Source organism: Rhizobium sp. F40D2, from assembly GCF_051810745.2.
In the GTDB taxonomy this organism is placed as follows: Bacteria; Pseudomonadota; Alphaproteobacteria; order Rhizobiales; family Rhizobiaceae; genus Rhizobium.
The window spans coordinates 4,339,587-4,362,587 of sequence record NZ_CM131436.1; the positions used below are offsets into that span (position 1 = coordinate 4,339,587).

Annotated in this window: 22 protein-coding genes and 4 pseudogenes; 14 read left to right on the plus strand and 12 right to left on the minus strand. The window is 58.9% G+C overall.

The window, feature by feature from the left end; genetic code table 11:
• Positions 1–20 precede the first annotated feature (20 nt).
• A complete protein-coding gene (locus ACS4RS_RS21130; RefSeq protein ID WP_439009389.1) occupies positions 21–1,364 on the minus strand; it encodes a hypothetical protein in 1,344 nt (447 codons plus the stop codon).
• A 245-nt stretch (positions 1,365–1,609) separates the two neighbouring features.
• Here ACS4RS_RS21130 and ACS4RS_RS21135 point away from each other — a divergent pair.
• Positions 1,610–1,835, plus strand: a pseudogene (locus ACS4RS_RS21135) (hypothetical protein).
• Positions 1,832–2,230: pseudogene (locus ACS4RS_RS21140) on the plus strand (TolC family protein); the annotation flags it as partial. The pseudogenes ACS4RS_RS21135 and ACS4RS_RS21140, both read left to right, overlap by 4 nt.
• Positions 2,231–2,630: 400 nt before the next feature.
• On the opposite strand, the gene ACS4RS_RS21145 reads toward ACS4RS_RS21140, so the two are convergent.
• From ACS4RS_RS21145 to ACS4RS_RS21155, 3 genes are all read right to left on the minus strand, one after another.
• On the minus strand, positions 2,631–3,086 hold the full coding sequence (locus ACS4RS_RS21145; RefSeq protein WP_439009388.1) for a hypothetical protein: 456 nt from the start codon (positions 3,084–3,086) through the stop codon (positions 2,631–2,633).
• Positions 3,087–3,200: 114 nt separating this feature from the next.
• The gene (locus tag ACS4RS_RS21150) at positions 3,201–3,620 is read right to left on the minus strand and encodes a hypothetical protein (RefSeq protein WP_439009387.1); all 420 of its coding nucleotides are present in this window, start codon (positions 3,618–3,620) and stop codon (positions 3,201–3,203) included.
• A 119-nt stretch (positions 3,621–3,739) separates the two neighbouring features.
• Positions 3,740–3,922: a hypothetical protein gene (locus ACS4RS_RS21155; RefSeq protein ID WP_439009386.1), complete on the minus strand. Its 183-nt coding sequence runs from the start codon at positions 3,920–3,922 to the stop codon at positions 3,740–3,742.
• A 106-nt stretch (positions 3,923–4,028) separates the two neighbouring features.
• Here ACS4RS_RS21155 and ACS4RS_RS21160 point away from each other — a divergent pair, with 106 nt between their 5' ends.
• The 9 genes from ACS4RS_RS21160 to ACS4RS_RS21200 all read left to right on the plus strand — a co-directional run bounded on the left by ACS4RS_RS21160 (position 4,029) and on the right by ACS4RS_RS21200 (position 12,793).
• Positions 4,029–4,619, plus strand: coding sequence for a type II toxin-antitoxin system VapC family toxin (locus ACS4RS_RS21160; RefSeq protein ID WP_439009385.1), 591 nt, complete (start codon positions 4,029–4,031; stop codon positions 4,617–4,619).
• Positions 4,620–4,847: 228 nt separating this feature from the next.
• Positions 4,848–5,519: a hypothetical protein gene (locus tag ACS4RS_RS21165; RefSeq protein WP_439009384.1), complete on the plus strand. Its 672-nt coding sequence runs from the start codon at positions 4,848–4,850 to the stop codon at positions 5,517–5,519.
• A 796-nt stretch (positions 5,520–6,315) separates the two neighbouring features.
• The gene (locus ACS4RS_RS21170; RefSeq protein WP_439009383.1) at positions 6,316–6,681 is read left to right on the plus strand and encodes a hypothetical protein; all 366 of its coding nucleotides are present in this window, start codon (positions 6,316–6,318) and stop codon (positions 6,679–6,681) included.
• A gap of 74 nt (positions 6,682–6,755) precedes the next feature.
• Positions 6,756–6,887, plus strand: a complete 132-nt coding sequence (locus tag ACS4RS_RS21175) for a hypothetical protein (RefSeq protein WP_439009382.1) — start codon at positions 6,756–6,758, stop codon at positions 6,885–6,887.
• Positions 6,888–6,981: 94 nt separating this feature from the next.
• Positions 6,982–7,650, plus strand: a complete 669-nt coding sequence (locus ACS4RS_RS21180) for a hypothetical protein (protein WP_439009381.1) — start codon at positions 6,982–6,984, stop codon at positions 7,648–7,650.
• The gene (locus ACS4RS_RS21185) at positions 7,647–9,950 is read left to right on the plus strand and encodes a transposase (RefSeq protein WP_439009380.1); all 2,304 of its coding nucleotides are present in this window, start codon (positions 7,647–7,649) and stop codon (positions 9,948–9,950) included. Before ACS4RS_RS21180 ends, ACS4RS_RS21185 begins: the two co-directional genes overlap by 4 nt.
• On the plus strand, positions 9,947–11,008 hold the full coding sequence (locus ACS4RS_RS21190) for a TniB family NTP-binding protein (protein WP_439009379.1): 1,062 nt from the start codon (positions 9,947–9,949) through the stop codon (positions 11,006–11,008). Before ACS4RS_RS21185 ends, ACS4RS_RS21190 begins: the two co-directional genes overlap by 4 nt.
• Positions 11,005–11,754: a TniQ family protein gene (locus tag ACS4RS_RS21195; protein WP_439009378.1), complete on the plus strand. Its 750-nt coding sequence runs from the start codon at positions 11,005–11,007 to the stop codon at positions 11,752–11,754. Before ACS4RS_RS21190 ends, ACS4RS_RS21195 begins: the two co-directional genes overlap by 4 nt.
• A complete protein-coding gene (locus ACS4RS_RS21200; protein WP_439009377.1) occupies positions 11,645–12,793 on the plus strand; it encodes a helix-turn-helix domain-containing protein in 1,149 nt (382 codons plus the stop codon). The genes ACS4RS_RS21195 and ACS4RS_RS21200 overlap by 110 nt, the downstream gene beginning before the upstream one ends.
• A gap of 117 nt (positions 12,794–12,910) precedes the next feature.
• Here ACS4RS_RS21200 and ACS4RS_RS21205 read toward each other — a convergent pair whose 3' ends face one another.
• Positions 12,911–13,570, minus strand: coding sequence for a hypothetical protein (locus tag ACS4RS_RS21205; RefSeq protein WP_439009376.1), 660 nt, complete (start codon positions 13,568–13,570; stop codon positions 12,911–12,913).
• Positions 13,571–13,687: 117 nt separating this feature from the next.
• Positions 13,688–14,047, minus strand: coding sequence for a nucleotidyltransferase domain-containing protein (locus tag ACS4RS_RS21210; protein WP_439009375.1), 360 nt, complete (start codon positions 14,045–14,047; stop codon positions 13,688–13,690).
• A gap of 392 nt (positions 14,048–14,439) precedes the next feature.
• On the opposite strand from ACS4RS_RS21210, the gene ACS4RS_RS21215 reads away from it, so the two are divergent.
• Positions 14,440–14,973 carry a histidine phosphatase family protein gene (locus ACS4RS_RS21215; RefSeq protein WP_439009374.1) on the plus strand — a complete coding sequence of 178 codons (534 nt, stop codon included), beginning with the start codon at positions 14,440–14,442 and terminating at the stop codon, positions 14,971–14,973.
• 281 nt (positions 14,974–15,254) lie between these two features.
• Here ACS4RS_RS21215 and ACS4RS_RS21220 read toward each other — a convergent pair.
• Positions 15,255–16,522 (minus strand): annotated as a pseudogene (locus tag ACS4RS_RS21220) (patatin-like phospholipase family protein).
• A gap of 478 nt (positions 16,523–17,000) precedes the next feature.
• Here ACS4RS_RS21220 and ACS4RS_RS21225 point away from each other — a divergent pair.
• On the plus strand, positions 17,001–17,636 hold the full coding sequence (locus ACS4RS_RS21225; RefSeq protein WP_439009373.1) for a hypothetical protein: 636 nt from the start codon (positions 17,001–17,003) through the stop codon (positions 17,634–17,636).
• 96 nt (positions 17,637–17,732) lie between these two features.
• Here the strand turns inward: ACS4RS_RS21225 and ACS4RS_RS21230 are convergent.
• Positions 17,733–18,028: pseudogene (locus tag ACS4RS_RS21230) on the minus strand (hypothetical protein); the annotation flags it as partial.
• 192 nt (positions 18,029–18,220) lie between these two features.
• Between ACS4RS_RS21230 and ACS4RS_RS21235 the strand changes: the two are divergent.
• Positions 18,221–18,691 (plus strand): MEKHLA domain-containing protein, encoded by a 471-nt coding sequence (locus ACS4RS_RS21235; RefSeq protein WP_439009372.1) that lies wholly within the window; start codon positions 18,221–18,223, stop codon positions 18,689–18,691.
• 56 nt (positions 18,692–18,747) lie between these two features.
• Here the strand turns inward: ACS4RS_RS21235 and maiA are convergent, their stop codons facing one another.
• The 4 genes from maiA to hppD all read right to left on the minus strand — a co-directional run bounded on the left by maiA (position 18,748) and on the right by hppD (position 22,956).
• On the minus strand, positions 18,748–19,380 hold the full coding sequence (maiA, locus tag ACS4RS_RS21240) for a maleylacetoacetate isomerase (RefSeq protein ID WP_439009371.1): 633 nt from the start codon (positions 19,378–19,380) through the stop codon (positions 18,748–18,750).
• Positions 19,377–20,402, minus strand: coding sequence for a fumarylacetoacetate hydrolase family protein (locus ACS4RS_RS21245; protein WP_439009370.1), 1,026 nt, complete (start codon positions 20,400–20,402; stop codon positions 19,377–19,379). The genes maiA and ACS4RS_RS21245 overlap by 4 nt, the downstream gene beginning before the upstream one ends.
• 18 nt (positions 20,403–20,420) lie before the next feature.
• A complete protein-coding gene (gene hmgA, locus ACS4RS_RS21250) occupies positions 20,421–21,782 on the minus strand; it encodes a homogentisate 1,2-dioxygenase (protein ID WP_439009369.1) in 1,362 nt (453 codons plus the stop codon).
• Positions 21,783–21,846: 64 nt separating this feature from the next.
• Entirely contained in the window at positions 21,847–22,956 is a 1,110-nt protein-coding gene (gene hppD / locus ACS4RS_RS21255; protein WP_439009368.1) for a 4-hydroxyphenylpyruvate dioxygenase, read from the minus strand.
• Positions 22,957–23,001 lie beyond the last annotated feature (45 nt).

A 23,001-nucleotide genomic window follows, 5' to 3' on the forward strand; every position in this document is an offset into this window, starting at 1 on the left:
TGATCCAGGTGCTGACCTGTCTACTTCGGCTCCCACTCACGTTGCGGCCGCAAGAAATAAATCTTGTCGCGAGTGCTGGGTTCCAGCCGTAGAAACGGAAGGTCTCGAGATTCCGAAGAGGAAACCTCGTACTCGACGTTCCCGAAAAGCTTCACATTGATTACCTGGGACGCGTTCTCATGAACATCGAAGTGGGTTTCTGCCCCCCATCTCAACAGCGCAGTAGATGAAGTTTCAGAGAACGGTTCAGTTTTGACCTGGTATTGCTTTCCGAACACGTGGCAGACGGTCCGCGCGGCGTCCTCCTTGGCGCGAGTGTCCGCCGAAACCTGAATGGTCACGGACGTCGGCAAGACGTTCGTCATCACGCATTGGCCGTGATTGTAGCGATTGTCCTTCTGTCCCTTGTACCATCCGAGTTTCTCATCATAAACGGCGGAGACACTGTTCACATCAAACACATATCCGTCGTCCGGGACATAGGTGTGCGAAGGCTCACGGCTGTGGCCGCCGTCGCTAGGCGCGTTGACCGTGATTTTAGGGGAGTTGAAATCTACTTCCTCTCGCCGGTCGACCATCGTCTTGGTTGCCACGGAATAGGATCCAAGATTTTCCGGCAATACCGCGAACATCAGGGAATAGTGGGTGGGTTCGTATTCCTTGTGAAAGTAGGACACTACCCAGTTGCTAGTGTTCTGGTAGAGGGTCAGGTCGAAGGTGACATACTGAAGCTGGTGCGAAGAAATCGGAATGCTGTCTCTGGGAATGACGAAGGAGACCACATTGTCCGTGGCTCCGTCAGCAGTATATTCCTTCTGTTCAACCCGGAGGCTCGGTCGCGACGGACTCGCCGCGTCGTACAAATGAAAGCCCGAAACCTCAACAAGAACTGAGTCAGAAGCGCTGGCTGGAGAAATGTATGTTGGGGAGAATCTCGTCACTATCGGCCGTGACGATGAAATGGCCAGGTTGTTTATGACGACATTGAGGTCCTGCACAGTGCGCAGCCCCTCCTGAATGTCACCATGAACCCACCGTTGGTTCTGGTTGATCAAAACGCGAAGGTCATCGAAACCCTTCTTTTGCTGGCTGTCAAGCTGGCGGAAGGTGAGGTCAAGAGAATCCGAATATTGGGCAGCAAGGTTGCTTATCATGGCTTGGCTAAGCTGATAGCCATGTGTCATCGTCAACCGTGCCTCCCCGCCAGCCTGCTCGATTAAGCCGCCCATTGCCGCCTGAAGCTTCGCAATAATTTCCTTTACCTTGTCACCGTCGTCGAAAATTAAGGGCGTGCCCGCATTCAGCGGCGTTGAAAGGCTCATGAAGAAAATTAGCGCTAAACCGAAAAATCTTGATAGCATCACGACATCCCTCCATTGTCGCGGCCCCATTTGAAGGCACCGATGATGTTTATCACTTGGCGCTGCATTTAGAAATTAGTATAAACGTGTTAGTTGCACACCCATCCGTAGCATAGTTTCTACTGTGACCGTCTTTAAGTACTAGCGATTGACCGCAAGTGAATGGAAGTATTGAGGCGAACTGGGTGATAATTCGACGCGGAAGCGTGCGAGCGCCCCGTAGGCTATCTCTTTTCCGAAAACATCATATGAAAACCTCGCTTTTCGTAGTGGGGCCGCCGCTTTTCATCGGCGGCTGCGCATCCACACTTGCTCGCGACGTGGTGTCCTCCCACCCCATGGTCGAACAGCCATACGCGCGCCCAGCCGCATTCCAGTCGCCGATCTCTGGCTACTTCGCCAGGCAGCCCGTCGATCCCAAGCCATGGTGCAGACAGAATGATCTGCAGTCTTGCGAATGGAGACGCCTCGTGATCGACCCTAGAAAACTAACGACCGTGCTGGCATTCCCGCTGGTACTGAGCGGCTGCGTCACAGGCGCCAAGTATTCCAGCAAGGAGGCGGGGTTCATCGCCGTTGCCAACTAGACCGCCACTTTCACGGCGAACGAGACCGTCTGAATCCAAAACCAGAACCAGGCCCGGTCGGAGTCGGCTCAGGTCAAGAGCCTGCTTGCTCTAAAGAAGTCCCTCGACATCGAGACGGCGGTCAAGATCGGCCTCCTGAACAACAGAGGCCTGCAGGCTACCTACGCCGATCGTGGTGACAGCGCCGCCGACGCCTGGCAGTCGACGATGTTCATCAATATGGCCGTCTCCATCGGCACGACGAGAATGGGCACGCCGGAACTGGAGGCGTTCAAGACCGTCCGGTACGCTTCACCACCCGGCCATGGTGCACCTCGATCGTGGGACCAATTAGATCGCTGCGCAGTAACCGCAACCTCGCCAGGGTGCGGTCCTTGTCGGCGCTCGCAAGCCGTGGCTGTACCCGACCACGTCCGCGGCCAGGATTGCAGCCAGCTTTCGGTTCTCGCTCATGGCGCCGTCTCCCGACTTCCACGATAGCAGTGAGACAGAAGGCAAAGTGCGCCTCGACAATGGCTCGGTAAGCCCCTCTCAGTTGCGCCGTGAGAACTCAGCGTTTGCTGCACTTCCCCTTCACCGTTACAAGATGGTTGCTATCGGCGGCAAAGCTTTGGCTCACTCCTAAGAGAGAGCCGCTTATGGAGCAGGTGCCCGGCACTTGCTCCATAATGCCGGGCTTTTCTCAGCCGGCAGCCTTGATGCTGGTGTTGCAAAGGCTCCAATAGCCGCCGCCCTTCTGGATCCACTTCAGATCTCCGAGAGTGCCAGCGTCCTTGGCCGAATGATAGGCATCGACGCAGGTATGCAGCCGACCCTTTGCCAGTGTCTCGCTTGAGTACTTCTTGTCGATCGCTTTCGGGAATTTGATGCTCTTCGGCGCCGCGGCCGTCGGCTTTGCAGGCTCTTTGTCGGTTGTCTTTGCGACGTCCGCCTCGTCTTCCTTGTCGGCGGCGGCAGCGTCCGCGCCACATAATTTGGCGCGGAAATCATTCCACTTTATATCTTTGGCGGAGCCGTCAGCTTTGGCCGCCTGATATTTTGTGCTGCATTCCTTCATCGTCAGCGCGTGCGCCGGCGACGATATGACGAAAGCAGCAAGCAACGAGCTGGCAGCGGAGAGAAGCAATTTGTGCGACATGTGATTGGCCTCGGTCGATGATGTTGACGTTTCAATCTTCTCGTTCGCCTCTGCTGTGACGCCGAGGACGGAAGAGTTCCCTTGGGACTTGCCTAATCTAATGCCTTCAGACGGTTACACCTGCCCAATGAACCTCCGGTGAACAGCAGTTGCATTTGACCGGTCGCTTATGCCGGCACCGGCCTTCACAGATGATTCATCGTATTGACGTGAGCGATCGACGCCACATATCGGAACGTCGATCGCATGGAGTTGCGCATGTGCCGCTGCATCTACATTGATCAATTGTTTGACGCGATGGCGAATATTTTCACTGTCGCTGAGCGGGATGACGTCGACGATTTGGTCGATATTGAAGAATGCACGGAACTCAGCATGCCGCGGAAACGCCATCCAAGTGCAGCCGTTTTGGATCGCATGGTCCCACCGCCTGGCAAGTGCGCCCTGCGCCAACGCCGTACCTCTTCGGGGCAGCAGTTCAATCTCGCCTCTCTCCAAAGGGTCGAACAGGCCGGTCTCGACCAGACGTGTCATCGTTTATGTGGCCGTTCCGCCAAGTCCCAATGCGTCACTCCGCCTTCAGGTCGTTCACGGCCTGGCGGTATCTAGCTTGAAACGTGGTTAACGAATCCTTGCAATCCAGGCGCCGAAAACTAGCCTTTAGGACGTAGTTTTAGTAGGGATTCGGCTGGATCGGGCTTGCTGAAATCGTCCTCGATCTTGAGCACATAAATACCCGTCTCGTCGCGAATGCGCTGGGGCCCCGCTGTTCTCGCCTGTTCCAGCACTTGCGCAAGATTATCCTCAGCCTCCTTGGCCGTCCAAACTGCGCTCATCGTCGTTCCACCGCTTACAAAGACTCGTACGGTAACATTTTAACAGGCGCCGAACGGTTAGCATACATCTGGTTTGTAGGGACCAACAACAGAAAGCGGCGAGCCGGTGGGCCAGATCCTCGTTGATACCAACATAATCAGCGTGGCTTACCTTCCCGAGCCTCCGGACTGGATATGGGACTGGCTGGCAGAACTGCCACGCGGATCGCTTGCCGTCTCGTGGATCACGATCTACGAGACCGAATACGGCATCCGCAACGTCCAGCGGCACAACCCCCAAAAGGCAATAGAACTGCTCGCCTGGTTCGAGGAGTTTCTCGCCAGCCGGATGGTTCAGCCTGAAATGGACACCACCGCGGCCCGCGTGCTGGGCGCCATGGCCGCCCATCCTCCTCTCAAGCACTTCTTCTTCACTCCTGAGAGGAAGGACAGATACGGAAGGACGATCAAGCAGGACCGGGTGAACCTGGGGTGTGATCCGATGCTGGCGGCCCTCTCCATTGCCCACCACCTTCCGATCGCGACGCTCAACCCGGCCGACTTCTGCCTGATCCATCAACACTTTCCATTGCCCGGCGTCTACGACCCCCGAGCGGACGTCTGGCATGTCGAACCGCCAATCGGCTGGAATGTCGGCGAACCTGCGAACGACGACGTCCAGTCGCCGAGATGGCCAGTGCCAAACAGCCGATTGTAGCCGCGTGGAACGACCGACCCCGGTCGCCTTTGTACCTTGCGCGAGAAGAAGTGACGCTCAGTCACACGCTCATCCGGAGGGTATCCATGTCGATCAGGCTCATGAACGCACCGAACAACTATCCCTACACGCACGGGTGGGGAGTTCTATCCCCAGCTCCCGACCGACCTTGGGAAGCGCCGCCGCAGCGCGAGAAACCTCCTGGGCTTCCTCGCGGCCACGTCAGGCGTGAAGCCGAGCGACTGGCGGTTCGCCATCGGGATCCTTGAACTCGCGTTCCGGTCCGTCGCCGGGGAGAATTCACGTGACTGGTTCACGCTGGCGAACCATCTGGGCCAGCCATCAAGGGCGCTCGCGCACGAGATCCACGAGCACCTTCGACAATTGAGGGAACTTGAGCCGCGGTCGAAAGAAGCCGATCGGGTTCTCGGCCTCCTCGATGATCTCGCCCTTCCCGACATGCTCCAATACTTCCGGGAGACGACCTCCGAAGAGGACCCGCGTCCGACCGACATCCGCGAAGGCTGGTGCCATGTCCTATGGTCGCACGAGACGCCGGACCGCTTCCTGGTCGGCGCCGTCCACGGCACGCCGCTGGAAGTCGTATCCGTGCTGGACCGGCGGACGCCCGGAGCCTGTCACGGCGTGCTGGCAGCATGGCACGTTGATGATCCGGACTGGGCTGCCTCGCAGATCGTCCGGACGTTCGGAAGGTCGCTTGACCAGCTCGGACTGATGCAGCTCTCCGCTTCGGAAGGGATCCCCGCCATCAAGATGCTGACCGAAAACGCCATCTGGAAGACGATCGTCAAGTCACCGTGGCATGCCGAAGCCGTCGAACCATCCCAAGACGACCTCGCTACCGACGATAATTTTGCCGCCTCGGGCCCAGCGATGTGAGATACGAATCCTTGCTCTCTTTGGTTGAATCCTTGAAAGCTTAGGCTAGATCTCAAATGGGGACAGGACTCGAGCATTGTTGACATTTTGTTAGGCATGCCAGGTCGTAACAAACTGAAATTGCGCCATGTTTAAAGATTGACCTCAACGCGTCCTCGCAGCGGCCTTCACAAAATACACTTGCATTGCGTGTATTGTCGCACTATGGTGCGCCCAGCCGTAAGGTCCGTCATGTCGGCGGGTCGGCCATGAGGAGCATGCCATGACTGCAGTCATGTCGATAGTAGCCGGGCCCCTTGCCCGCTTTGCCATATAGGCGTCGACAGAGCTGCGCCGGGCCCGTGATGAGGGCTCAGCCGTCCCGAAGTTCTTTCCTTCACTTTTTTGGAATGAGGGTTCGAAATGTCTGGTTACGGGAATACGACCTTCTCGGCTTTCACTCGCAACGTTTCCCGGAATAGCGCGGAATTTCCGCAGATAGCCTGACGCGACCATCATCGTCGTTTCGTCTGTCGTTTCCGTCGTGTGCCATGAGGCCCGACGGCTCCTTCCGGAGATGCCTGTGAATATGCTGCTCCCGCGCGGTCCGAAGACCGCCCTCGCCGCAATCGTTTCGCTCGGACCCGTCTCGACGCCGATAGGCTGACGTCCGTGCGGCCGTAACGCGGCCAATTCCCCCTAGCAAGCCTACCGGGACTGCATCGCAGGCCGAGGAATCGTGCGCTCTTCGCGGCGTCGATCCGGCAGCGTCGTCCTGCCGAACCCGAAAGTTTCGTCGCAGCACAAGGAGTGAGTCATGCGCGACCTGATCGAATCCATCCTGCCCCGCACCTATCTTTCCGAACTCGACGAGGAGTACGGTGTCGTCGACGTCGAGGAGATCCTCGAAGCCCTTGACCTCGACGCCGACGAGCGTTGCTTCTCCGCGACCAGCATCGCGCTGCAGAAGAAGTACGCGATGATGCACGTCGAGGGCCCGATTGGCATCTTTGCGGCCTACTCCGAGATGCAGTCCGAGATCGAGGATCTCAACGACTGGCGTTCGGACGGCCACGAGCTGCGCCCCTGCTCCCTTCGCACGTTCTGCAATCGCATCGCCGCGCTCCAGGACCATGTGGACGACGTTGCAGGCTTCGACCCCCGCCTCGACGTAGCCGCGTAGGGCGCCTGGATCGCGACGGCGTGCCGGAGGACCTCTCCGTCACGTCTTTTCAGGATCAGTCATAAGGACGTACCATGATTGCCGACATCATTGAATCCATGCACCTGCGAGAACAGGGGTTCGACATCTTCGAGCGCGAGGTCGACCAGCGCACCAATTTCGCAGTCTCGACCGCACCTGCCATGGCAGGAGATTGGGAAATATGACGAGACGATCGGTACGTGGCGCGGCACGCCGCCGCAGCGCGCGGAAACGGATCGCGACGTCGCCCCCAAGGCGCACCCCGGCGAACGCGACGACGTGAGCGACTACGACTATGACTACGACGAGGAACACGTGATGACGACCTCGTCGAGCCGTGTCGCGACCGTCGATCCGGTGACGAACACCTATCACCGCATGGAGAGCGGGCTCGAGTCGGATCTGGTGACGATCCTTCTTGCTCGTCATGATACCCAGCGCATCAAGGCGCAGGACGGCCCGCATCCCTATGTGGTCGAAGGCAACAGACATGAACACATGATCGACGTGCTGTGGGGTGCCGACGACGGCTCGAGTACGCGCTTCGCAGTCAAGCCGAGCGGACGCACTGCCGAACGCACTCGGGGCGAGATGCAACTTCTCAATAACCAACTTCCTAAAGAGAGCCGTGACAGGTTCGTTTTGGTCACCGACGAGGAGATTACGAAAGGCCGCGTTAACCTGGCCCAGAACATTCTCCACACGCGCAAGGTGCTGAACGAATTTGACACCGCGCGAGTGCATGAAGCACTGCTGGCCATGGGTGGTCTCGCCCGTGTCTGGCAACTCTCCGAACGCCTACCCGACCTGTACCTCTCGGCCGTTTGCACCGCCGTCTGCGACCTCGTCGACAAAGGGCTCATCATCTACGACCACCCGAAGCCCGAGGATGTCATCTTCTCGACGGCGTCGTGGGTCCGTGCCGTCAGGAAGGGAATGAATCGATGACAGCCGCGTCCCCGAGAAAGCAGTTCTCGACGTTTGGCATCGGCCTCGAAGACCGCGTTCGTTTCGACAATCGCTACTGGTGCCTGAAGTCTCGGAGGAAGATCGAAGGTGGGGAGCCGGAGGCGCATGTGTGGGAACACGGCTACTTCTTCGTCACGTGCGACGATCTTGAGCCTCACAAGACCGAGGTGAAAACGTTCGAGCAGATCGAAGAGATGTTCAGATGGCGACTCCTGGAATGGGAAAAGGGATGGTTCAGCACCCGCAACGCCATCTATCGGCAGAAGCAGGCAATCAGAATCTTTGACTTGCCTTCGGCGACGATTTTCCGTGCGCGAATGGTCGCGGAATTTCTGGAGCTCGAACTCGACAGGTACGAAACCGGGGCGTTCATCACCCGGTCAGACGCGGGATACGCGAAGTTCATCGAGGATTTCAGGAAGGAGAACGAGTACCTCATCCCTCCGAAGAAGGGCAAGCGCGACGTCATTCCCGGACCGCGGCAATTCGGACGTCTGGTGAAGAGGTTCGAAGCAAACGAATACGATCCGCAGTCGCTGCTCCCCCGCCACCGCGGCGGCGTCGGGAGACGAACCAACTTCTCGCCCGAAGAGCTGGGCTTCCATATGGAGTTCGCCACTGCCTACCAGTCGAAGGACAGGCCGACCAAGCTCGACTGCTACGCGCAGATGGGAGAGGCCAACCGAGATCGGAAGGCCACCGGCAAGATCGAGATGAGAGTTCCTTCTCTCCGTACGTTTCAACGCATCATCGACGGCCTGGGCGACTACAAGAACGAACTGACCCGAGCCGGCGACCCCTCGAGGGTGACCCGGAAGTATTCCATCTCCCGCCGCGGCTACCAGCCACAGAGACCGTTGGAATACATCGAGATGGACGAGCACAAGATCGACGTGATCCGGATGCTCGTGAAGAACGGCATCTGGGAGTTTCTGCATCCTGAAGTTCGCGAAAAGATCGAGAAGAAGATGGATTCGACGAACGACGGGCGGGTCTGGCTTTCGATCGCGCTCGACGCATATTCGAGATCCGTTTGCGGCGCCAAGCTTCTCTGGGGCGCCCCCGATGGCGCCTCCGCAGTCGCAACACTCGCCATGGTCGCACGATCGAAGGAGTTCGAAACCCGACTGTACGGCACCATGACGCAGTGGCCACAAGGCGGCACGGCCGAGTACATCCACGTCGACGCGGGTTCCAGCTACACCTCGCATGAGTTTCAGCAGGCAGCCCTGTCGTACACCGGCCATGTAGCCGTACCCGCCTCCAAGCACCCACATCTACGTGGTCGTGTCGAACGGTTCTTCCGAACGATCAACCAACGCTACATTCACCTGCTTTCCGGGCAGACGTTCAGCAACGTTCTCCTACGTGACCGGTACGACGCCCAGAAGCATCGCCACATGACGGACGACCAACTCGCCGAGTTCCTCGTTCTGCTCATCGTGGACTGCTACCACAACACCAGGCATCGCGGCCTCATGGGCCTCACGCCGTTGCAGATGTGGTACCACGGGACCCAGAAGGGTAAGGGAACGGTCGAAGGCTATCCTAACCAGCGCACGTATGCAGAAGCCTTCAGCGTGGTCACCGAGTGCAAGGTCGGCAACAACGGTATCTCGATCCTGGGCCTGCCCTACTCCAACGAATGGCTGCAGTCCCGCCGCGAGACGCGCTACGATCTGGAGCTGTCGATCCGGTTCAACGAAATCGATATCTCCCGCATCCTGGTCAAAGATCCCTTCTCACCGGAATGGGTGGAAGTCGAATGCGCGTTCGACGGGTTGCAGAACTTCCGGGTCTTCGACTGGCTGGAGCAGCTCAAATACTTGAAGAAGCGCTTCGGAGCTTCCTCGACGATCAGTGCCGAGGTCGCTCGGGCCGCACTGGCGGAAGCACGCGCCCTCGCCCAGGCGAGCAAGTCTTCGGCAGGCATCGGCGCACCTACGACGACGCGCGCGATGCTCGATCACTGGAAAAGAGAGCTGGTCGGCAGCTTCAGGATCGCCAGGGAGGCTTCCACCGACTACGGCGACAGGAGTATCTTGGATTCCTTTGACGCCTCGGAAAGGCGGCCGGATCCGTTCGCGCCGGAAACGCTGGAGGCCCAGGTCAATCGGAATCTCGAAGACGACCCGGAGGCGGACATGGAAGTGGCATCGTCCTCGCCGCCCGCGACCCGCGTTGTACCGTCCGCGGCGCCATCGCCAGATGACCTTCAGCCACTTCCTAGTCGCGCGCGCACCATCAAGGTCGAAAGAATTAGAAAGGACGACAAATGACGGACCTTTCCGCTGACGACGAGATGCTCGCCCATATCCGCGCGACCGTTTCTCCGGACACCGAATATCGTTCGCGGCTTCTCAACGAGCTGAAGTCGATTCACATCGTCACGCCAGACGATGAGAAGCTCACGGCGGAACTTGACTTGATGGTCGCTAACATCCTGGCTGGGGATTCCAAAGGATATGCCCTCACTATTACCGGAAAGAGCGGCGCGGGGAAATCCGCCAGTCTGGATCGGTGCATCGACGCCCATCCCTCCTTCACCCCTTTCGAGGGGAAGTACAATCGGCTGTCGCTCAGCCTGCATGCGACGACGCCGCCTAGCACGACGCTAAAGACTCTCGGCAGAGAACTGCTCCAACAGAGCGGATACGACATCGCACTGTCTAACGACGAGGACGAAAACTGGCGGACCTTGATCCGCCGCATGAAGATCATGCAGACGAAGGTCCTCGTTCTCGACGAGTTTCAGCATGTGTTGGATGCGCCGACGAGCAAGAAATATATGCACCTCAGCAACAGCATCAAGAACCTCACCCAAACCGCCGAGTGGCCGATCTGGCTGATCATCTGTGGGGTTCCGGACATTAAGGACTTCATCTCTCGCGACACGAACGGCCAACTGGATCGACGGGCGCCTCTTTTGGAGTTTGTAGCCATGAAGGATGTCGAGGAGGATCGGGATCGTGTCGAAGACACGATTTACGAACTCGCGGAGAGCTGCAAGCTGACATTAGGCTTCGCCCTGACGCGGGATTTTCTGATGCGCCTCATGCACGGCGGCATCTGGCGGTTCGGCACGACAGTGCACATCGTCAGGAACGCAATCGAGAAAAGCCTCTGGGACAAGAGCTGGTCGAGAGACCGAGGCGGATTCCTGACGGTTGAGCATTTTGCACAAGGCTACAAACGCCTGGCGCGAAACTGCCCTGACGAGACGAATGTATTCAATTTGAAGGTCAAGGATTGGCATCTCATCCAGCGCGAGGTCGACGACAAGGGTCGTCTGGTTGATCCGTCGTCGGTAAAGAGGCGGAGGAGCCGCAGCGAATGAGGGGGCTCTTTCAAGTCCCATTGCTGAACGACGAACCGCTGACAAGCTTGATCGCCCGTCTAGCGCGTGCGAACGGCGCGCCAACGAGCAGGAAGTTCTGCCTGCACATGGGTCTGGATATGTCTGCGTTGAACCGCGGAGATGATCGCGAAGTAGGCAAGCTTGCGGGGCTTGCGCGTTACATACACGAAGATCTCATCGCCTCTGCGATCCGTGTAGATGAAGATCGAGGCGCGACGATCGGCGATTCATACTTTTCGAAACAGATGCTTCGCCGGTCGCGACTGAGGTTTTGCCCCCACTGCATTCTTGACGATGATATCGATGAACGCTTCGTCCCAGGGGCGCGAAGACACGCGCGAACTTACTGGATGTTTCCTCAGATTGCGACGTGCCTCACGCACTCGCGAAAACTCGTCGAAATCGAAGATACGCGGTTCGACCGGCATCGTGGTGACTTCATCACTCAACTGGATATCGTTCAAGACCACATGCCAATGTTCGTTGAACAGAGCACTGTGAGTCCAGTTTTCACCTTCGAACGCTACGTCCACGACCGACTTTCGAACAACAAAAGACACGGTGCGTTCCTAGAACTCGATCAACCTCGCTGCCGGTATCGTCGCGTGCGAACTGTTGGGCATTGCAGAAAACTATGGTCACGAAGCGAACCCGCGCTCAAAAAGCGCCAACGATTTGGCGCGTGCCCGCGACGCAGGATTCCATTCCCTCTCGAAGGGTTTTGAGGGCTTTCGCAACAGCCTCGACAGCATCATGTCCGACGACCCCCGTCGAAGCACCCGCGGCGGCAAAATTCTCTATGGTGGGCTTTATTCCGCTCTCGATCAGACCTACGAACATCCACAGTTCAATGTCCTACGCCGGGCCATTCGCGAACACACCTTGCAGACGGTTCCAATCCTAGATGGCGCGACCTTCTTCGGGCCGGTGACCGACAGCCCTTGGACTTCAGTGACCGCGATCGTCAGGGCGACTGGGCATTCTGATCAGACGGTCCGGCGCCTGCTCGTCGAACTGGGCCACCTTGAGACACTGAGAACGCCGAAAGAAGCGATCTTCATCAGAAAAGATGTCGCCTCTGACGTGATCGAACGCTTCAATAACACCGCAACGCTGGAGGAAGCATCCGAAATGCTCGGACTCACCACGAGCGTAGTTAGGAAATTGATTGACGCCGGATTTCTCTCCGCGGTCCGTGACGGCCAGACTGCTCCCGCTCGAACGTTCAAGATGAATGACAGATACGCGAGGGAAGATGTCTTGGAATTCCGAGCAAGAGCACTCGGGACTTTTGGAAGCACGGTTGAACCGGGCTGGCTGCCCCTCGGAGCCGTGGCGAAGAGGTGCAATATTCGGGTTATCGACGTCCTACAGTTAGTCCTCAGCGGACGCTTGGTAAATGTCGGTCGATTGGCGTGCGGACCGGATATTGGCGCCCTGCGATTCGACTGGGAGGAAGTTGACGCCACTCAACGGGCTCCAAAAAGCTCGCTGTTCGGTCGAACTGAAGTCTGTAAGAGACTAAGAATTGGAAACGACACGTTCGCGCTTCTCGTTCGAAATGGCCTTCTTCCCTCTACCCAGGTTCGGCTACGCGCCGGACGTGCTTTGTCCTATATGGTCACAGAACAGGCGATCGATGATTTCGACAAACGATTCGCCAGTTTCTCGCGGTTGACCGAAGAGACCGGGATCACCGGTAAGAGTCTCAGGAATCAAATTGCGGAAGGCAGGCGTCGTCTTGGTCTTCGCCGGCCAAACTAGAGATCGCATTGTTGAACGCTCTTCCCTGCCGGATTGGGTGCCGCACGTCTATAGTCAGACAGCTCGTCTCTAAACAATCCTTGTTCTGGGCGTGCCGGACATATGGCCTTCGAAATATCAAGGCCGCTCCTTTTTGATGTTGATGTCCAGGACGTTCTTTGCCCTCGCCTCCCTCAGCCTGTTCGCAACTTCCTGGCGGCGGTTACCGACAGGAGGAATTCCCCATCTCCGGCTCCCAGCATGGCAGTCGAGTATTCGCCCCGCAAAGCCCTCCATGGTGCGCGCAGGTAGCCCCTCTATACTGTTGGTGGACATGTAATCAGTCTCGTGCGCGGAGATGACCTTCACCCCCGTAGGTTCATACACCCACACGTACGACCCGACCTTCCCCGCGACCCTGCGCATTCGGTCTGCGGCGTCCTTGAGCTCCGCCCGCTTTATGTTTCGATCGTATTTCGCTTGAATAAAAATGCCTTTGTCAAACCCGTCCTTCCCGTCGAGTGAGACCGAGAGGAAGAGGTCTGCCCCTATTAGACGCTCCATGGAGTTCGGGCCTCTGTCGGGCAGAGACTGAGCAATTACTCGGAACCGGTAGTCGTCGCCCACCTCCTGATTATCGAGCCTATCTTCGATCCTTTGACACAAGCGGGATGTAATCTCTGCCTCCTGGACGGCACTGACGCCTCCTATGATCTCGGAATATAGGTCCGCGACTAGCTCGTCGACTGCATCGCCAAGAGTGCTTGCGATCTGGTCGCGGTTTCTGTCGCTAAGCATTCCGACCTCCTAGAAAATTGAAACCACAGCCAACCGCAGCCACCGAATGGATGTCGAACGCATTCGAGAAGTCTGTCTTGATTGCTCGCGGGGCCGTGCGGTGCACTGAGATGAAGCTCAATTGAGATTGAGAACTATGCCGTCATCCAGCATGTGGCTGGCAGCCGAGTTCGCGACCACCAAATCGGCGCGAAAGTCGGACAGGCGTGTGCAAGACACATCCGCGTATACACCAGACCCTTCCTGGATACGCCAGCCAAACATCGGTGAAAACACGCTTTCAGGAGCGTCGTCGGGAACAATAACTTTCAGATCCCAATCGCTCTGAGCAGTTGCTTCGCCCCTCGCTTGACTGCCGTAGAGAATGACATCGATCGGATTGTACGCTTCTTTGATGCGAGCAAGCAGCTTACCCAATGCAGGGAATTTCCCTGGGGAGGCGACACTTCCACCAAAACTTTCCGCAACGACGCTCACGGGTCTACTCCATCTAGAGTCATCGCAGTCATATAGCCGGTCTTATCGTTGTTTCCCATAAGCTCGCAACGGCTCGGGTTCAATCACCATTTGCCGAGCGGAAACCTACCCAGATGCACGAAAGGATTCTCTATACATTTCAACCGTTTGTGCTCGCCGTCAAAATCACATGGCTATCGCGACAAAATGGGATGGCCGGATGTCGAGGCAAGTGGTTGGAATTCCACGATCTGCTGCGTCATAATCATTGGCTGCCTATAATGCAATGCGGCGACCTGTGGAAAACCATAAGTTAGTCGTAATCGAAGGCGGAGGGCGCAAGCCCTCCGCCTGGATCTTCACGCTCCAGGAGTCAACACGAAACGAACCGACGACATCGGCCTCGCGATAAAATGACGCTCAACCCCATGCCGAAACACCGCCTCATCCTTCTGCGCCACGCCAAATCCGCCTGGCCCGGCGGTGTGGCCGACCGTGAACGGCCATTGGCGGGTCGCGGGCGCAAGGCAGCACTCGTCATCGGCACCTATATGGCGCGCGAAAAGCTGATCCCCGATCTCGCCCTCGTCTCGCCGGCCCGCCGGGCGCAGGAAACCTGGAAGCTCATCCGCCAGGCCCTTTCGAAAAAGGTCTCCGACCGCGAGGCGGCTGATATCTACGAGGTGTCGGCCGAGCGCATCCTCGATGTGATCCGGGCCGTCGAACCTGACATCCGCACGCTGCTCATCGTTGGCCACAATCCCGGCATGGAGAATGCGGCCTCGCTTATCGTGGCGGACGGCGATGCCGCTGCCGTGGGACGCATGCGGGAGAAGTTCCCGACGGCGGGACTCGCCGTCATCGACCTCGATCTCGACGGATGGGACGAGATTGCGGCTGGCACCGGTTATCTCGAGCGGTTCGTAACCCCGCGATCCTTGGGATAGTATGACACTGTCTGGTTTTGAATTTGATGGCCATGGTGCCCGGCCCTGATTCCACCCCGCGCCGGTTCCGAACGGGCTATTCACGGCAGAATGGTTCAACAACGCCGACTTGGCTGGAGAACCCGTTCTCGTCAACGAATTGGGATCGGTTCTACAAGGTAATCCATTGCGGGCATCTCTTCCCCTATATGGTGGCGGATTGCTACACGCCGGGCAGCCGCTTCCCTCACCCCGCCAGAGTTCCGCCTTCGGCTCTCCTTAGCCGGCACCTCCGGCCATTGTCAAAAGGGCAGAATGTCGAATAGGCGCTTGCTCGCCCTCGCCCTCCAAGACGGCTTCACCGCCCCGGCGGAGAACGGCGGTCCGGACGATGGAGCCAGGGGCGCTGGATAGAACCGGTTGAGCATCGCATCGCACACGTAGTGCCCCCAGTTCGTCAGATGCTCCGTTTCTCGCGCGCCGAGGAAATGGAGGTAGGTGCCGATCTCGGAGGGAACGACCGATGACGGCGGCGGGGTGTAAGAGGCATATGGCTTGAGCTCGGCGTCCTTGCTGTCGATCGACCAATAGACGCCGCGGGTTCTTGCGCGCAGAGCCGATTTCGAGAAATCGTCGAGACCGAGAGTCTCGGCTCGTTTTGCGGCCTTGAAGCCGGCGATCAGATCTCGCCGCCTTAACGACCGCACCTGATTGTCCATCGTATCGACCACGCGTTTGAGCTGGGAGAGATAGTTCCAGTATCCGCGGGTGGAAGTCCGCCAAGGCGCGCCGGCATCGCTGACAAGGAGGCAGTCGCAGCGTTTCAGCGCCGGCTCAATGCCGTGATTGTCGTAAACACCGCCATCGCTCAATATTGCCCTGCCCGGCGCAACGGGTTCGCCGACGGTGTCGTCGAGTTTTTCCCCCCCCATGAAAACTGCGACAGGTCCAATCGCAGCGGTGACAGCACGGGCGGGAATGCCGCCGAAGCTGCAACTGCGGTCGCGAGCGAAAGTGCGGGATGAAACGACACGCCGATCCGGTAGTCAGCGAGATAGCGGTTCGACATGCGAAAGAGCGAACCGGTGCTGAGATTGCTGGAGCAGAAGACAAACCAGGGCGATCCCGGAAGATCTTTCAGGCTTGGCGACTTTCCATCGAACAGATGCCGCTCATAGAGTTTGGCGGCCTCCTCCGCCGCACTCGAGAAGGGATTGAACACGCCCTTCAGGAAGCTCGGCCCATCGGCAAAGACCTGGCTGAAGGCCAGAATGCGATCGATATATTCGGTTCTGAAGTTGACGGCGACACCGTTCTCAAAGCTCAGCCTCGGCCACACATAGGCGAGCAGGCCGGAGGCGATCGATCCGCCTGAGACCGATGAGATCATATCGAGCTTCGCCAGAAGACCGGCCTCGTTCAGCCTCGCCAGCGATCCCGCATGGAAGAGCATGGCCCGATAGCCGCCGCCCGAAAGGCAGAGGCCGAGTTGATAGCGCTCCGCCGGCTTCTCGGGTTCGTCGGATCCCGGCAGGACGGAGTTCGATCGAGAATACTCGTTTTCTGACATGCTCCGTCGTATCACGTTAAGAAGGATGGCGACATTCGCTGTATATCAGATCGAGACCCGCGCGATGCCATGTCATAGCCGATTTGCCAAGAGATTGACGGCCGGCCTCTTTGCTCCACAGGCCGAGCCATCTGCAGGGCTGCACGATCCGTCTTGCAAAACATTCCTCGCAATGTTCAATAATACCAGCAAAGACGGGGGAATCGATGCGTCACATCGTGGCTGGGTTGTTGTTTCTATGCGCGTTTCCTCTGTCTGCCGCAGAGATCACGCGAGAGCCGTTGGAAGGGGACACCGACCTGATCTCCGTCACGGGCATCTTGAACGACGGTGACGAAATCGTCTTCAGAAACCTGGCCGCGGCCTCCAGCAAGGCCCTTGTTTTTCTGAACAGCGAGGGCGGGGTCTCAAAGCCGGGATCGAGATCGGGCGTGCCATCCGCCTTCGAGGCTTTGCCACGGCCACCCCGCCGGGGACCTTGTGCGCGTCGGCTTGCGCCCTCACCTGGCTTGCCGGGTCGCCGCGGTTTCTTCAGCCCGAATCCAATATCGGCTTCCATGCCGCCTATCGCGTTGTAGACGGCAAGGCCAGCGAGAGCGGCGTCGCCAATGCACTGGTCGGAGCCTACCTCAACCAGCTGGGATTGTCCGACACCGCCATCGCCTACGTGACGTCAGCACCGCCTGAAGGCATCGCGTGGCTGACGGCCGCCAAGGCGCAGGCCGTGGGCATTACCTACGACGCGGTTGACGAGGACGGACCTGATCCGGCGTCCGAGGCGGGCAAGACGTTTCCGCACGATCCCATGGGCACCGTGACGGCCTTCTACTCTGCGCTCGCAGCAGCCGATGGTGAAACCGCCTCGGCGCTGGTCATTCCGGAAAAGCGCGGCAAGGGCGCTTTCAACGAGGCGTCGATCCACGCCTTCTACGGCGCGATGTCACAGCCGCTCAAGCTCACCGGCACGGCGCTACGCGGCAATGACAACGTCCGGGTTTCTTACGAATACGTCGCCAATGACGGCCGTCGCTGCAAAGGCCGCGCCGATGTCCAGACCACCTATGTGTTTGGCAAGACCCTGGTCTCGAGGATCAAGGTGCTTGATGGCTGCTAGCCAGATGCCTTCGCTTTGAAGCAGTCACTGACCGCCCGCTCTTTCCCTCGGGCGGACTGCGACACCTGCGGTGACCGCCTGCGGGACCGGCGCTGCTTACTCGTCATATCTGCGGGAGTTGGCATCGCATTTGTGCCGTTTCATCTCCATGCCGGCTTCGTCCTTATGGCCATAGCACTAGTCGACGCGATCGAGCAGCGGACCGAGCTCGTCGCGCCGTTTGCACGCCCGTAGCGTCGCGGCGCCCTCGCGGTCGAGGCTACCGCGGCAGATGTCGTCCAGCCCTATCCACTGATCAATCAACCGACCCGGCGCCTTAGCTCCCTTGTCCGTGGCGAGCACCTTTCCGGTCTCGGACAGATCTGCAGAGAGGCCGTGTTCCACACGTAGTTGATAGCTACCCAGCAGCCTAAGATCAATGCACAACAGGCGATCTTCTGGCAAGCGTCACAATCAGAAGTGTTGAGACAAGGTAAATGCTGGCCCTCGCTGGAAAGCGTCTCGTTTCGCAAAGCATTATGGACCTGTGCAGTGAATATCGGCTATGCCGCCTGCACCGAAGCATTTGACCAGTGAGGCATTTCGTGACTACTCTCTATGAGAATCACGCCCTGGACCTGACTAGCGATCCCGATTTCTTCCTCCTCCTAACCGGAAGCTACCAGCGCATTGTCGGCCGCCGTCTTGTCCAGGACGGGCAAGGACCGGACTGGCTTTACAACGATGCGCCTTTCGTGGTCCTTGCCCACAATACCGAGCCCGACCCACGCTTCATCTACGCGAACAGAACCGCGCAGACACGCTTCGAATATGGCTGGGAAGAATTCATCTCGCTGCCGTCGCGGCTTTCGGCCGAGCAGCCCGATCGCGCCGAACGCCAGCGGCTGCTGGATAGCGTGACGCGCGACGGTTTTGTCGAGAATGGCCGCGGTATCAGGATCGCGAAATCGGGGCGCCGTTTCTGGATCGAGAAGGTGACCGTCTGGCAGCTCGTCGATGAAACGGGCAAGCGGTTGGGCCAGGCTGCGACATTCCCTTCGTGGCGAGACGCGTAAGTCTCTCCGCCCGGCCGCCGGGCCTCAGCCTGACCCCTTGTCCCCGGGCGGTGACATCACGGCTTTACGCGGTCGGGATGCGCCGCCTGGAAGGCCGGTAGTTCGGCGCACCGGGCATCGATATCCACTATGCGCTTTAAGTCGCTCAGATCGACGCCCCAGCGGCGGGCGTTGTAAACTTGGGGGATAAGGCAAAGGTCTGCCATCGTCGGCGCGTCGCCAAAGCTGAAGGCGCCGTCATGTCCCCCTATCATCGTCTCCAGTTTGCGGAGCCCGTCGGCGATGAAGTACTGCATCCATTCCTCGCGGACACCTTCCTTTTCCGTCACGGCCATGAGATGGGCCACGACATGCATATTGCAGATCGGATGGATGTCCATGGCGACCGCATAGGCCAGCGCGCGCACATGCTGGCGGTCGGCAATATCAGGTGGCAGCAATCCGCGTTCCGGCCGGAGTTCGGCCAGATATTCGATGATGGCAAGCGACTGCGTCAGGGGCCTTCCATCGATCATCAGGGTCGGCACCAGCCCCTGTGGGTTGAGCGCGAGATAGTCCGGCTTCCGATGCGCTCCCTCCAGCAGGTTGACCGGCACCGTCCTGTAGTCGATCTCCAGCAGGTTGAGCGCGATGCGGACGCGATAACTCGCGGACGATCGCCAGTAGTCGTAAAGAACGACCTCGCTCATTCCGCCCTCGCTCCGCCATAGCGTTCGACGGTCTGCTCGATCGCCCCGAAGATCGAATGGCCGGCGCGGTCCTTCATTTCGATGCGGACCTGATCGCCGAACTGCATGAACGGCGTTTTCGGCGCGCCGGTCTCGATCGTCTCGATCATCCGGATTTCGGCGATGCAGGAATAGCCGTCGCCGCCGTCTTCGACCGGCCGGCCCGGGCCGCCATCCAGCTTGTTGGAAACCGTTCCCGAGCCGATGATCGTTCCGGCCGCGAGACTGCGGGTTTTGGCGGCATGGGCGATCAGCTGGCCGAAATCGAACGTCATGTCGTTGCCGGCATTGGCGTTGCCGAACGGCCTGCCGTTCAGGCTGACGAGCAGCGGCAGATGCAGCTTGCCGCCATCCCACGCCTCCCCCAGCTCGTCCGGCGTCACCGCAACGGGCGAAAATGCCGATGCCGGCTTCGACTGGAAGAAACCAAATCCTTTGGCCAGCTCGTCGGGGATCAGGCCACGCAGCGATACGTCGTTGACGAGCATCACCAGGCGGATGGCGCCGCGCGCCGCTTCCGGGCTTGTCCCCATGGCAACGTCGCCGGTGATAACGGCGACCTCGCCTTCCATGTCGATCCCATAGGCTTCGTCGGCCACCGCGATCGGCTCGCGTGGCGCGAGGAAAGCATCCGAGCCGCCCTGATACATCAGTGGATCGGTCCAGAAGCTCGCCGGCATTTCGGCGCCGCGGGCTTTGCGCACCAGTTCGACATGGTTGACGTAAGCGGAACCGTCGGCCCATTGATAGGCCCGCGGTAGAGGTGACGTGGCGTCATGCTCGTGAAAGCGGATCGTCGGCTGGGCTCCGGTCTCGATGCCTTCGGCAATCAGCTGAAGTCTCGGCGCCACATGCTCCCAGTCATCGAGCGCTGCCTGCAGGGTGCGGGCGATATGGCCGACTTCCGAGCAGCGGGTCAGGTCGCGGGAAACGACGACGAGGCGGCCGTCCCTGGTGGAGTCCTTCAAGGTCGCAAGCTTCATGTTCCAATTCCGATGTTATCACTTGATACCGGGGGTACCGTCGAACTTGCGCTCCAACCCATCCCAGCATTCGAGATAATCGTCCTGCAGCGTTTCCAGCTCGGCCGCATATTTCGTCAGTTGCTGCGGGTATCGGGTCTCGAACATGAAGGCCATGGTGTGGTCGAGCTTCACAGGTTTCAGCTCGGCATTGGCTGCCTTTTCGAAGGCGAGCGCGTCCGGACCGTGGGGAAGCATCATATTATGAAGGCTCATGCCGCCCGGCACGAAGCCCTCTTCCTTGGCATCATACTGGCCATGGATCAGGCCCATGAACTCACTCATGATGTTGCGGTGATACCAGGGCGGACGGAATGTGTGCTCGGCGACCAGCCAACGCGGCGGAAAGATCACGAAATCGACATTCGCCGTCCCGGCATCCTCGGTCGGGGCGGTCAGAACCGAGAAAATCGACGGATCGGGGTGATCGAAGCGGATGGCGCCGACCGGAGAAAATGTCCTGAGGTCATATTTGAACGGGGCATAGTTGCCGTGCCAGGCCACCACGTCGAGCGGCGAGTGGCCGATCTCCGTCACATAGAATTTGCCGCACCATTTCACGTGCACGCGGCACGGCGTTTCCTTGTCCTCGAAGGCGGCGACGGGTGTCTTGAAGTCGCGCGGGTTCGCCAGGCAGTTGGCGCCGATCGGCCCACGGTCCGGCAGCGTGAATTTGGCGCCGTAGTTCTCGCAAATGTAGCCGCGCCAGACCGCCTGCTCGCCGGTCCTGAGGATCTTGAACATCATGCCGCGGGGGATGAGGCATATTTCCAGGGGCTCGACATCCATGATGCCCATTTCGGTGAACACCCGGATAGCGCCGAGCTGCGGCACGATCAGCAATTCGCCATCGGCATTGAAGAAGTAGTCGTCGACCATGTCCTCGTTGAAGACGTAGGCATGGGCTGACATGCCCACCTGGGTGGCGGCATCGCCTGCCGTCGTGACGGTCCGCATCCCTTCCAGAAAATTCAGTTTCTCCTCGGGTGCGGGGATGGGATCCCAGCGAAGCTGACCGAGAGGCAGCGAATGCTCGTCGAGGCAAGGCGCGGTTTTCCAGAGCGGATAGGAAGCGTTGGAGAAGCGGCGGGTGTGGCGCACGCTCGGGCGAATGCGGTAAAGCCACGACCTCTCATTCGTCCCGCGCGGCGCAGTGAAAGGCGAGCCGGAAAGCTGCTCGGCATAGAGACCGTAATTGCATTTCTGCGGGCTGTTCTGGCCCTGCGGCAAAGCGCCAGGAAGCGACTCGGTCTCGAAATCGTTGCCGAAGCCCGGCATATATTTCAGCGTGCTTGCCGTCGCAGCTTCACCGCCGGAAGCCTGGATCGATGTCTGGTCCATTGCTCAACTCCTCCCTCAATCCCTCCAGCGCCGCGCATCGTTCAGGGACGCGGCGCTCAGGTGTTTACTCCGCTGCCGTCCCGATGACACCACGCTTGATCTGATCGGCCTCGATCGACTCGAACAGCGCCCGGAAGTTGCCTTCGCCGAAACCCTCGTCACCCTTGCGCTGAATGAATTCGAAGAAGATCGGGCCGATGACGGTTTTGGAGAAGATTTGCAGCAGGATCTTTGTCATGCCGCCATTCACCACGCCCTCCCCGTCGATCAGGATGCCGTGCTTCTTCATGCGTTCGATGGGTTCGCTATGGCCGTTCACCCGTTCATAGGACATGTCGTAATAGGTCTCCGGTGGCCCCGGCATGAAACGCAACCCATTATCGGCAAGGCGGTCGGTCGCCCCATAAATATCCTCGGTGCCGACGGCGATATGCTGGATGCCCTCGCCCCGGTACTTCTTCAGATATTCCTCGATCTGGCTGGTGTCGTCCTTCGATTCATTTAGCGGAATGCGGATCTTGCCGCAGGGCGAGGTGATGGCGCGGCTGACCAGACCGGTGATGCGGCCGTCAATGTCGAAGAAGTGGATCTGCTTGAAGTTGAACAGCTCGCGGTAAAAATCCCACCATTTGTCCATGTTGCCGCGGAAGACGTTGTGGGTGAGATGGTCGAGATAATAGAAACCGATCCCCTCGGGTCGCGGATTGCGCTCACCCAGCCAATCGAACTCGGCCTCGTAAGCCGACCCCTTCGCCCCATAGGTCTCGACGAAATAGAGCAGCGAGCCGCCGATGCCTGTGATGGCGGGGACGTCGAGCATCTTGTCGTCGCCTTCATAGGGGACGGCGCCTTTCGAAACCGCATGGTCGAAAGCATGTTTGGCGTCGACGACACGCCAGGCCATCGACGCGGCGCAGGGACCATGTTGCTCGACAAAGCGGGCGGCATGGCTGCCGGGCTCGGCATTGACGACATAGTTGATGTCGCCCTGGCGCCAGACGGTGATGTCTTTTGTCTTGTGCCTGGCGACCCGGACGTAGCCCATGCGCGTGAAAAGTTCGCTGAGCTTTTCGGGTTCGGGATGCGCGAACTCGACGAATTCAAAACCGTCGGTGCCGGCTGGGTTGTCGGCGGTGATTTCGGATGGCGGCGCATCGTGCGGGAAAGGACCCATTTTCTCCTCCTGACGAGATGGAGTTTGACTGCGCAAAGTGTGGCG

What these genes read in the sequence shown, in the direction of transcription:
- ACS4RS_RS21145 (WP_439009388.1), bottom strand. Translation starts at nt 3,086, where the DNA reads ATGTCGCACAAATTGCTTCTCTCCGCTGCCAGCTCGTTGCTTGCTGCT.
- ACS4RS_RS21150 (WP_439009387.1), bottom strand. Translation starts at nt 3,620, where the DNA reads ATGACACGTCTGGTCGAGACCGGCCTGTTCGACCCTTTGGAGAGAGGC.
- ACS4RS_RS21155 (WP_439009386.1), bottom strand. Translation starts at nt 3,922, where the DNA reads ATGAGCGCAGTTTGGACGGCCAAGGAGGCTGAGGATAATCTTGCGCAA.
- ACS4RS_RS21170 (WP_439009383.1), top strand. Translation starts at nt 6,316, where the DNA reads ATGCGCGACCTGATCGAATCCATCCTGCCCCGCACCTATCTTTCCGAA.
- ACS4RS_RS21175 (WP_439009382.1), top strand. Translation starts at nt 6,756, where the DNA reads ATGATTGCCGACATCATTGAATCCATGCACCTGCGAGAACAGGGGTTC.
- ACS4RS_RS21185 (WP_439009380.1), top strand. Translation starts at nt 7,647, where the DNA reads ATGACAGCCGCGTCCCCGAGAAAGCAGTTCTCGACGTTTGGCATCGGC.
- ACS4RS_RS21190 (WP_439009379.1), top strand. Translation starts at nt 9,947, where the DNA reads ATGACGGACCTTTCCGCTGACGACGAGATGCTCGCCCATATCCGCGCG.
- ACS4RS_RS21195 (WP_439009378.1), top strand. Translation starts at nt 11,005, where the DNA reads ATGAGGGGGCTCTTTCAAGTCCCATTGCTGAACGACGAACCGCTGACA.
- ACS4RS_RS21205 (WP_439009376.1), bottom strand. Translation starts at nt 13,570, where the DNA reads ATGCTTAGCGACAGAAACCGCGACCAGATCGCAAGCACTCTTGGCGAT.
- ACS4RS_RS21215 (WP_439009374.1), top strand. Translation starts at nt 14,440, where the DNA reads ATGACGCTCAACCCCATGCCGAAACACCGCCTCATCCTTCTGCGCCAC.
- maiA (WP_439009371.1), bottom strand. Translation starts at nt 19,380, where the DNA reads ATGAGCGAGGTCGTTCTTTACGACTACTGGCGATCGTCCGCGAGTTAT.
- ACS4RS_RS21245 (WP_439009370.1), bottom strand. Translation starts at nt 20,402, where the DNA reads ATGAAGCTTGCGACCTTGAAGGACTCCACCAGGGACGGCCGCCTCGTC.
- hmgA (WP_439009369.1), bottom strand. Translation starts at nt 21,782, where the DNA reads ATGGACCAGACATCGATCCAGGCTTCCGGCGGTGAAGCTGCGACGGCA.
- hppD (WP_439009368.1), bottom strand. Translation starts at nt 22,956, where the DNA reads ATGGGTCCTTTCCCGCACGATGCGCCGCCATCCGAAATCACCGCCGAC.